This window comes from Snodgrassella alvi (genome assembly GCF_002777425.1).
Lineage (GTDB): Bacteria > Pseudomonadota > Gammaproteobacteria > Burkholderiales > Neisseriaceae > Snodgrassella > Snodgrassella alvi_B.
Genome location: NZ_MDVC01000108.1, coordinates 1 through 10612 on the forward strand (window position 1 = coordinate 1; position 10612 = coordinate 10612).

The window sequence follows — 10612 nt, forward strand, 5'->3', positions numbered from 1 at the left end:
GGTAAACGTCTGGAAGACTACCGCTTCCAATATGATCTCGAACAACGCCTCACCACTGTATATGACAGTCTAGGTCGAGTAAGCCAGCATTACTGGAACGAAGTCTACCAAATCACCCGCTACATCGACCCCCTCGGCCAGACTACCGAATTTGAGTGGAACGAAGACCAGCAACTGGTCAGCGTCACCAATCCCCAAGGCGGGAAATGGCGCTACAGCTATGACGAACAGGGACGCGAAACCGCAGAAACCGATCCCCTCGGCCGTACCAGCCAAACCCAGTGGCTGCCACACTGGGCTTTACCCACCATCAGCGTCGACCCCGATGGCAGCACCTGGCGTTACTACTACGACCAGCGTGGCAACCTGCGCAGCGTTATTGACCCCCACAAACAGCGTACCCACTACCAGTACGACCTGCATGGCCAGATAGTTCAAATCACCGATGCGCGCGGTGGCAACAAATACCTGCGCTGGAACCAGAACGGTCAACTGATTCAGCACAGAGACTGCTCCGGTACCGCCACCCATCTCTATTACGATGCATCAGGCAATCTCAGCAGTATTTCCGACGCCCAGTGCAACAGCAGCAAATACCAGTACAACGCCGCCGGCCAGCTTACCGGCGTAACCTTATCCGACGGCAGACAGGAACATTATCGCGTCAACAGTGCCGGCCAGCTACTGACCTATACCGATCCCGCCGGCCACAGCACCCACTACCAGCGCGACCCGCGCGGATTGGTGCATACCCGCATCGATGCTGCCGGACGCAAACTCGGCTTTAACTACGATGCCTATGGCCGCCTCAACACCCTCACCAACGAAAACGGCGAACACTACCAGTTTCAATACGATGCCTCCGACCGCCTGATCGAACAGACCGATCTGGACGGGCGCAAACAGAAATACAGCTACGACCCCCTCGACAACATCAGCGCCGTGCACTTTGCTGCCGGCAGCAGTGCCGAAATTACCCACCGCTTCAAACGCGATGCCATCGGCCGCCTCATCGGCAAATACACCACCGACGGCACCACCGCCTACCAGTACGACCAAGCCGACAACCTTATCAAAGTCGGCTACAAAAAAGCCGGCCTGCCCGCAGAAGCTGAACCCGATATCATCACCTTCAGCTACGATCTACTGGGTAACCTGCTGAGCGAAACCACCGCACAGGGTACCCTCAGCCACCAGTACGACCCACTGGGCAACCGCATCGCCACCACCCTGCCGGATGGGCGCACCATCAACAGCCTCTATTACGGTTCCGGCCATCTGCACCAGATAAATATCGACGGCAACATCATCAGCGATATCGAACGCGACAACCTGCACCGCGAAGTATCACGTACTCAGGGACGCCTGAACACCCAGTTCAAATACGACCGCAACAGCCGGCTACAACACAAACAGATACAGCGCAATCAGAATCCGATTCTGCCCGATATCCTCATCGAACGCAGCTACCAGTACGACAACCTCGACCGATTGGTAAGCAAAAAACACAGCAAACACGGACAGACCGATTACCGCTATGATCACACTGGCAGAATCGAAGGCTGTCGCAATCAGAGATACTGGGAAACCCTGCAATACGATGCCGCCGCCAACCTATTAGACCACAGACGGCCAATAGAATTAGACCCCAGCAATCAGAATGTCATCCGCTGCAACCAGCTCCTGAATTTCAGAGAACACCACTACAGCTACGACGAGCACGGCAGAACCCAGACCAAACAGAGCATCGGCGCCACCCAGCACTACCACTACGACGCTGAACACCGCCTGAGCGAAGTACGCATCGAACAACTAAACCGCAGCCAGCGTTACGGCTACGTCTACGACGCCTTAGGCCGGCGTATCGAAAAGCATCAAATAGACCGCGACGGCAAACCCTACAACCGTACCCGCTTCCTGTGGGACGGCTTAAGAATGATTCAGGAAACCGGCCCGAATCACCCCACCAGCCTGTATATCTATACCGACCAGAACAGCTACGAACCACTGGCGCGGATAGACACAGACGGCAACTATGAACAACATATCCGCTACTTCCATACCGACCTGAACGGCTGTCCGGAAGAGCTTACCGATGCAAACGGTAAAATACTGTGGGAATGCAGTTTTCAGTTATGGGGAAAGCGGATTCATGAAATCGAACACGAACCCATAGAGCAAAACCTCAGATATCAGGGACAATATTTAGACAGAGAAACCGGCTTACATTACAATACCTTCAGGTATTATGATCCGGATATAGGCCGCTTTACCCAGCCAGACCCAATAGGACTGCTGGGTGGATTTAATCTGTATCAGTATGCGCCTAATGGATTGACTTGGATTGATCCGTGGGGGTGGAGTTGTTATTTCCGGGGTTCAAAAAAAGGTGAACCTGTTTCTTTTAAAGCAAAACCAGGAGAGTATAAATTTGATAAATCAACAGGTTTAGTAAAAACAACACATGGTGTTTCTGTTTTTGATAATCCTACTAGTGTATCTAGTAAAGGGTTTGTTCCTCATAAAATAGATATGACTACTGTTAGCGATAATTTGAAAATTATCCAACGAGGAAGTGATCCAAAACATTATGAAATCGTTCCGTCACATCCAATGTCTGTAGAAGATTATCAGGCTGTTCTATCAAAAATAAAGGTATTAGATTAATGAATATTATATTTCCTGATTGGTATGACAATTTGTTTCAACTTGAATGCGAATCTAAAGGAGTTGTATTAAATTTTGAAGTTACAGTAAATGGAAATATATACACATTTAATTTTTATGATCCGATACGGTTTATTCAAGATGCGGAGGATGAAATATCTGATATAGGCTATTTTAAAGATGAATATGCAGTAGTCCTTAAAAAGGTAACAAAAGATAATATTATTAAATATTTATTATCCATTTAATTTATAATAAAATTTTCCAATAAACCTGCCGTATCTAAATTACCTTTGCTCATATTGAAATAAGAAAGCCAAAATATTTTTCAGCTTTATTTATCTAGAATTATGAATATTAAATAATATAATGTCAGCAGAATTTCAATTATTTTTTAATGATGAAAAATGGTATGTAGCCCATAAAGATAAAATTGCAAATAAAATTAGATCATTAAATACTTATACTAAAAAAAATGACTCAGCATATCTTTTATCAGGTACAGAATCTATTTCTAATGAAGGAAATTGGCTATTTGATGTTCGATTTTTTTTTGAAGATAAAAGTATTTTTATTGAAATAAGTGCTCATCCCCTAAGTATTGAGAAAGATTTAGAGGCTTTATTTACATGGTTAAGAAAACAAACAGGAATAGTAATATTAGATGAAGATGGAGAATTAACAGGATGGTGAATATGATCCACTAAAGACTCACCAGTCTATGTTGATGGTGTACTAATGAATGAACAATTGTAAATATTCCATACTTAGTACAATAATCACATAGAAAATTATGTTATATATTCCATATTATTTAATACTGCCGGCCAACTACTCATCTATACCGACCCCGCCGGCCACAGCACCCACTACCAGCGCGACCCGCGCGGACTGGTGCATACCCGCATCGATGCTGCCGGACGCAAACTCGGCTTTAACTACGACGCCTATGGCCGCCTTAACACCCTTATCAACGAAAACGGCGAACACTACCAATTTCAATACGATGCCGCCGACCGCCTCATCGAACAAACCGATCTGGACGGGCGTAAACAGAAATACAGCTACGATGCACTGAATAACGTCAGCGCCGTGCACTTTGCTGCCGGCAGCAGTGCCGAAATCACCCACCGCTTCAAACGCGATGCCATCGGCCGCCTCATCGGCAAATACACCACCGACGGCACCACCGCCTACCAGTACGATAAAGCCGACAACCTTATCAAAGTCGGCTACAAAAAAGCCGGCCTGCCCGCAGAAGCCGAACCCGATATCATCGCCTTCAGCTACGATCTACTGGGTAACCTGCTGAGCGAAACCACCGCACAGGGTACCCTCAGCCACCAGTACGACCCACTGGGCAACCGCATCGCCACCACCCTGCCGGATGGGCGCACCATCAACAGCCTCTATTACGGTTCCGGCCATCTGCACCAGATAAATATCGACGGCAACATCATCAGCGATATCGAACGCGACAACCTGTACCGCGAAGTATCACGTACTCAGGGACGCCTGAGCACCCAGTTCAAATACGACCGCAACAGCCGGCTGCAACGCAAACAGATACAGCGCAATCAGAACCCCATCCTGCCTGATATCCTGCTCGAACGCAGCTACCAGTACGACAACCTCGACCGACTGGTAAGCAAAAAACACAGCAAACACGGCCAGACCGATTACCGCTATGATCACACCGGCAGAATCGAAGGCTGCCGTAACCAGAGATACTGGGAAACCCTGCAATATGATGCCGCCGCCAACCTGCTGGACAGCAAATACAGAGAAGACTACAGCAATCATAACCTGATTCGCTGTAACCAGCTCCTGCATTTCAGAGGGCACCACTACCGCTATGATGAGCACGGCAGAACTCAGACCAAACAGACCATCGGCGCTACTCAGCACTACCACTACGACGCCGAACACCGCCTGAACGAAGTACGCATCGAACAAACAGGCCGCAGCCAGCGTTACGGCTACGTCTATGATGCCCTTGGCCGGCGTATCGAAAAGCATCAAATAGACCGTGAGGGTCAACCCTACAACCGTACCCGCTTCCTGTGGGACGGCTTAAGAATGATTCAGGAAACCGGCCCGAATCACCCCACTAGCCTGTATATCTATACCGACCAGAACAGCTACGAACCACTGGCGCGGATAGATAAACGAGGTAATGAACCAGAAAGGGTAATGTACTTCCACACCGATCTGAATGGAGCACCGGAAGAGCTAACCGATGCAAACGGTAAAATACTGTGGGAATGCAGCTTTCAGTTATGGGGTAAGCGAATTCATGAAATCGAACACGAACCCATAGAGCAAAACCTCAGATATCAGGGACAATATTTAGACAGAGAAACCGGCTTACATTACAATACTTTCAGGTATTATGATCCAGATATAGGACGCTTTACCCAGCCAGACCCGATTGGGCTGCTGGGTGGATTGAATCTGTATCGGTATGCGCCTAATGCGTTGACTTGGATTGATCCGTGGGGGTTAACATGTAAACCTACTAAGTATCATAAAAGAACAGTAAAAGAAGTTGCTAAATTACGCTATAACTTTGAACGTCGTGGTGGCGTTCGAGAGAAATTCTTAAAATCGTTATCAAAAGCTCCAAATGCTATACCCAAATGGGGGAACAATGCTGTAAAGAAAATGAGTAAAGGCAAATTGCCTGATAATATGGTTGTACATCATAAAAAGCCATTATTCCGAGGTGGGAATAATAGATATAGTAATCTTGAACTCATGGATAAAAGCTATCACTCCATCAATAATAAAGCTTTACATTGGTATCCTGAAGGTATGAATCCATTTGGTCTTAATTAAAAGAGGTTTGTATGAATTTATTGTGTGATAATTGTAAGAAAGAATTTATAACATCAGAAGAGCAAGATCGTTTCATCTTAGCTTCTCGCAAAAAAAGCATGAAATTCATTATGATAAAGTGTCCTCATTGTTCAATGAGTTATGCTTTTAATCCGATGCATTTAAATAACCCAGAGAATAAAAAAACACCTGTTGTTAATGGGTTAAGATGCCCTAAAGAAACATGCGCGGGTATAGTATCTTATATTGAAGATACACCTCCATTTTTTGGGTGTGGTGAATGTGGTAACGTTTGGTTTAAAAAAGAAGATTTGTATGGTGATATTAAAAATATAATATCTAAGTATCCTTATAGAAACCATGTATATAATATAGTTAATGGCGAATACTTACCAGTTCCAGATAAAGAAATCCCATCATATTATGACAAAAAAGTAGATTTGGAATGGGATGATAAATGATAAAATAAATTTTTGGAAGAATATTATGTTATTTTCTTTCTATTTACATTTAACAAAAACCAATCCATCTTGAATTAAAGCAGTGCCGAAATCATCCACCGCTTCAAACGCGATGCCATCGGCCGCCTGATCGGCAAATACACCACCGACGGCAACACCGCCTACCAGTACGACCAAGCCGACAACCTTATCAAAGTCGGCTACAAAAAAGCCGGCCTGCCTGCTGAAGCTGAACTCGACCTCATTACCTTCAGCTACGATCAACTGGGTAACCTGCTGAGCGAAACCACCGCACAGGGCACCCTCAGCCACCAGTACGACCCACTGGGCAATCGCATCGCCACCACCCTGCCGGATGGGCGCACCATCAACAACCTCTATTACGGCTCCGGCCACCTGCACCAGATAAACATCGACGGCCACATCATCAGCGATATCGAACGCGACAACCTGCACCGCGAAGTATTACGCACTCAGGGACGCCTGAACACCCAGTTCAAATACGACCGCAACAGCCGGCTGCAACGCAAACAGATACAGCGCAATCAGAACCCCATCCTGCCCGATATCCTCATCGAACGCAGCTACCAGTACGACAACCTAGACCGACTGGTAAGCAAAAAACACAGCAAACACGGCCAGACCGATTACCGCTATGATCACACCGGCAGAATCGAAGGCTGTCGCAACCAGAGATACTGGGAAACCCTGCAATACGATGCGGCCGCCAACCTGTTGGACAGCAAATACCGAGAAGACTACAGCAACTACAACCTGATTCGCTGTAACCAGCTCCTGCATTTCAGAAGCCACCACTACCGCTATGACGAGCACGGCAGAACCCAGACCAAACAGACCATCGGCGCAACCCAGCACTATCACTACGACGCCGACCACCGCCTGAGCGAAGTACGCATTGAGCAAACAGGCCGCAGCCAGCGTTATGGGTATGTTTACGATGCCCTTGGCCGGCGTATCGAAAAGCATCAGATAGACCGTGAAGGCAAACCCTACAACCGTACCCGCTTCCTGTGGGACGGGTTAAGAATGATTCAGGAAACCGGCCCGAATCATCCTACCAGCCTGTATATCTATACCGACCAGAACAGCTACGAACCACTAGCGCGGATAGACACAGACGGCAACCAAGAACAACATATCCGCTACTTCCACACCGACCTGAACGGCTGCCCAGAAGAACTAACCGATGCAAACGGCGAATTACTCTGGGAATGTAGCTTTCAGTTATGGGGGAAGCGGATTCATGAAATCGAACACGAACCCATAGAGCAGAATCTCAGATATCAGGGACAATATTTAGACAGAGAAACCGGCCTACATTACAATACTTTCAGGTACTATGATCCGGATATAGGTAGATTTACTCAGCCTGACCCGATAGGCTTAGCTGGCGGGTTTAACCTGTATCAGTATGCGCCTAATGGGTTGACTTGGGTCGATCCGTGGGGGTTAACTTGTACTAAGACTTTCAATAAGAAAAATAATATTACTAAGAGATGGGTCGATAAACTATCTGGAAAAACTCCTGATCAAATCGATAAATTTTTAATTAAGAAAGGATATAATAAAAGTATACATAGGACTAGCCCTAATGCTACACCGCATACTCGTTATACAAGAATAAATAAAAATGGTGATATTGATATTCTAGATTATCATCCAGGTGGCAATAATGCTGTGCATAAATCTGACTATTGGAAGATTTACAGGAATGGTAAGGTTCAGGGAAGACTAGGACATACTGGATTTGCAAACTATGACAGGATTTTTGATAGTCCAGTTTATATAGATAAAGCATTGCACAATGCACCTAAATAGGAAATTCGAATGAACAGAATGATAGATATAATCCCTGGTAAATCTTTAGCAGGCATAAATTTAAATGATAATATTAATAATGTTATCGAGAATATTTCAAGTATATACACTATTGAAATCAATGATGGAATTATTATACTTGATAATGGATTAATAACAATTGGATATGAAAATAGTGGTTCTATTTATTCTATTATGTGTAATGAAAAATTTGAAGGAAAATACAACGATAAGCTATGGCCTGGTATGTCTGTAAAAGATGTGTTAGAGCACTCTAGAAATCAGGTCGCTTTGGGTGGATGTGTGGTGGTAGATGGAATAAATGGTATTGGTCTCCCTTTGCCAGAAGGATATGATGATTTTGAAAATATTACTGATTTTTTATCACTAGATTTTATTTTTAAATACCTATCTGTATTTAGAATATAATTAACTAAGGTTGTGAGTAAGAGAATAAATCGAAAGATTCGCTTCCAACTCTTTTCTGCTGTTTTATTTTAGTTGCTAATCAAACTTTAATCTCAGGTATAACAACTTGCTACTCGTCTTTAATAGTGATGGTGGCAAGCATGTCAATAACAAAACTGAGCTGCTCCAGCCAGCACATTTTAAGGCTTATCTATTGTGATGAGTTAGTTTTACCATTTTACGATACATATCCTAATTGAAGACACAATGAAGAAAACAGCAAACAAAGCCTAACCGGCTTTAGCCAGCTCCTGCATTCAGTGCTACCCAGCACTACCACTATCACTACGACGCCGACCACCGCCTGAGCGAAGTACGCATCGAACAGCTCAACAAAACCGAACGATACCGCTACCTCTATGACGCCCTTGGCAGGCGCATCGAAAAACAGAAGTTAGACCGCGAAGGCAAACCTTACAACCGTACCCGCTTCCTGTGGGACGGGTTAAGAATGATTCAGGAAACCGGCCCAAATCACCCCAGCAGCCTGTATATCTACACCGACCAGAACAGCTACGAACCACTGGCGCGGATAGACACAGACGGCAACCAAGAACAACATATCCGCTACTTCCACACCGACCTGAATGGCTGCCCAGAAGAACTAACCGATGCAAACGGTAAAATACTGTGGGAATGCAGCTTTCAGCTATGGGGAAAACGGATTCATGAAATCGAACATATCCCCATCCAACAAAACCTCAGATATCAGGGACAATATTTAGACAGGGAAACCGGACTGCATTACAATACTTTCAGGTATTATGATCCGGATATAGGTAGATTTACTCAGCCAGACCCGATTGGGCTGCTGGGTGGATTTAATCTGTATCAGTATGCGCCTAATGGGTTGACTTGGGTCGATCCGTGGGGTTGGAGTTGTGGCGGTATAACACGAGTACGCCACTATACAAACCGCAAAGGATCAAATGCTATTAAACAAGAAGGAGTAATCAAGGCTAGAGATAATGGGCGAGTTTATGTTGAACCGGCCAATAAAAAGCCATTGAATCAGATAAAAGCTGAAGATAAGTATGGGATTAAAAAAGGTCGTGGTCGTGATTATATAGAAACAGATGTTCCTACAGAAAAATTAGAGTGGATTAAAAATCCTGCTTACCATACAGAAGAATTAACAATTAAGGGAGATATAGTTTTATCAAAAAATGCAAAAATAGTTCAAAGGAAGTGATATGCTAAAAGATAATGAAGAAATAACAATTTCTGGAGAAAATTTAATTGATGCGTTATCAATTATTGAGTTTTTTTTAATTTCTTTTAAAAATATAACAAGATATTATTATGATAACGTTTACCCAGATATTGATAGAGTTGGTTATGAAAAAGAAATAGCACGCTTTATTGATAATAAGCATTTAATTCAAGAATTGGCCAGATTGCGTGCAATTCTTTCTGAAAATTTTAATGATGAGTTAGGTATTGATGACATGGATGATATTGAGCGTGCAATGGAAAAAATAAAATATTGGGAAAAACCTGGAGATTAAATATTTGGAGAATGCGACTGTAAATATCCCATACTTAGGACAATAGTCACATAGAAAATTATGTTATATGTTCCATATTATTTAATATCGCTAGCTAATTATAGAGCTATACCGACCTATCGGCCACAGCACCCACTATCACTACGACGAGCACGGCAGAACTGCCAGTAAACAGACCACCGGTGCCACCCAGCATTACCACTACGACGCCGAACACCGCCTGAGCGAAGTACGCATCGAACAGCTCAACAAAACCGAACGATACCGCTACCTCTATGACGCCCTTGGCAGACGCATCGAAAAACAGAAGTTAGATCGCGAAGGCCAACCCTACAACCGTACCCGCTTCCTGTGGGACGGCTTAAGAATGATTCAGGAAACCGGATCGAATCATCCTACCAGCCTATATATCTATACAGATCAGAACAGCTACGAACCAATGGCGCGGATAGACACAGACGGCAACCAAGAACAACATATCCGCTACTTCCATACCGACCTGAACGGCTGTCCGGAAGAACTAACCGATGCAAACGGTAAAATACTTTGGGAATGTAGCTTTCAGTTATGGGGAAAGCGGATTCATGAAATCGAACACGAATCAGTAGAGCAAAACCTCAGATATCAGGGACAATATTTAGACAGAGAAACCGGCTTACATTACAATACCTTCAGGTATTATGATCCGGATATAGGCCGCTTTACCTGTAGTAGTCTTTATTTAATCTGACATTTAGTGTATTTTAAACCAACAATGGAGTGTCAGTAATGAATCAATCTGCAAAAATAATTAAACCTAAATTAGGACTTTTAGAACTCGCTAAACAGTTA

Annotated in this window: 12 protein-coding genes; 10 read left to right on the top strand and 2 right to left on the bottom strand. The window is 44.4% G+C overall.

What is annotated here, in order from left to right:
- The 5 genes from BGI33_RS11105 to BGI33_RS11125 all read left to right on the top strand — a co-directional run.
- Positions 1–2667: RHS repeat-associated core domain-containing protein (locus BGI33_RS11105; RefSeq protein WP_144235428.1), on the top strand; the 2667-nt coding region annotated here is incomplete at its 5' end.
- Positions 2667–2915 carry a hypothetical protein gene (locus BGI33_RS11110; RefSeq protein ID WP_100091265.1) on the top strand — a complete coding sequence of 83 codons (249 nt, stop codon included), beginning with the start codon at positions 2667–2669 and terminating at the stop codon, positions 2913–2915. The genes BGI33_RS11105 and BGI33_RS11110, both read left to right, overlap by 1 nt.
- 121 nt (positions 2916–3036) lie before the next feature.
- Positions 3037–3360 (top strand): hypothetical protein, encoded by a 324-nt coding sequence (locus tag BGI33_RS11115; protein WP_100091266.1) that lies wholly within the window; start codon positions 3037–3039, stop codon positions 3358–3360.
- A gap of 201 nt (positions 3361–3561) precedes the next feature.
- A complete protein-coding gene (locus tag BGI33_RS13575; RefSeq protein ID WP_100091268.1) occupies positions 3562–5505 on the top strand; it encodes an RHS repeat-associated core domain-containing protein in 1944 nt (647 codons plus the stop codon).
- Positions 5506–5516: 11 nt separating this feature from the next.
- Positions 5517–5966, top strand: a complete 450-nt coding sequence (locus BGI33_RS11125; protein WP_100091269.1) for a hypothetical protein — start codon at positions 5517–5519, stop codon at positions 5964–5966.
- Between the two features lie 39 nt (positions 5967–6005).
- Here BGI33_RS11125 and BGI33_RS14395 read toward each other — a convergent pair whose 3' ends face one another.
- Together BGI33_RS14395 and BGI33_RS11135 are read right to left on the bottom strand one after the other, a co-directional pair.
- On the bottom strand, positions 6006–6422 hold the full coding sequence (locus tag BGI33_RS14395) for a hypothetical protein (protein ID WP_257380448.1): 417 nt from the start codon (positions 6420–6422) through the stop codon (positions 6006–6008).
- Between the two features lie 144 nt (positions 6423–6566).
- Positions 6567–6953 carry a hypothetical protein gene (locus tag BGI33_RS11135; RefSeq protein ID WP_100091271.1) on the bottom strand — a complete coding sequence of 129 codons (387 nt, stop codon included), beginning with the start codon at positions 6951–6953 and terminating at the stop codon, positions 6567–6569.
- 60 nt (positions 6954–7013) lie between these two features.
- Here BGI33_RS11135 and BGI33_RS11140 point away from each other — a divergent pair, with 60 nt between their 5' ends.
- From BGI33_RS11140 to BGI33_RS13580, 5 genes are all read left to right on the top strand, one after another.
- The gene (locus BGI33_RS11140) at positions 7014–7805 is read left to right on the top strand and encodes an RHS repeat domain-containing protein (protein ID WP_100091273.1); all 792 of its coding nucleotides are present in this window, start codon (positions 7014–7016) and stop codon (positions 7803–7805) included.
- Positions 7806–7814: 9 nt separating this feature from the next.
- Entirely contained in the window at positions 7815–8234 is a 420-nt protein-coding gene (locus BGI33_RS11145; RefSeq protein WP_100091274.1) for a hypothetical protein, read from the top strand.
- 490 nt (positions 8235–8724) lie between these two features.
- On the top strand, positions 8725–9465 hold the full coding sequence (locus tag BGI33_RS11150; RefSeq protein ID WP_218965193.1) for an RHS repeat-associated core domain-containing protein: 741 nt from the start codon (positions 8725–8727) through the stop codon (positions 9463–9465).
- Position 9466: 1 nt separating this feature from the next.
- A complete protein-coding gene (locus BGI33_RS11155; protein WP_100091277.1) occupies positions 9467–9781 on the top strand; it encodes a hypothetical protein in 315 nt (104 codons plus the stop codon).
- Between the two features lie 367 nt (positions 9782–10148).
- Positions 10149–10511: an RHS repeat domain-containing protein gene (locus BGI33_RS13580; protein WP_218965194.1), complete on the top strand. Its 363-nt coding sequence runs from the start codon at positions 10149–10151 to the stop codon at positions 10509–10511.
- Positions 10512–10612: the final 101 nt, after the last annotated feature.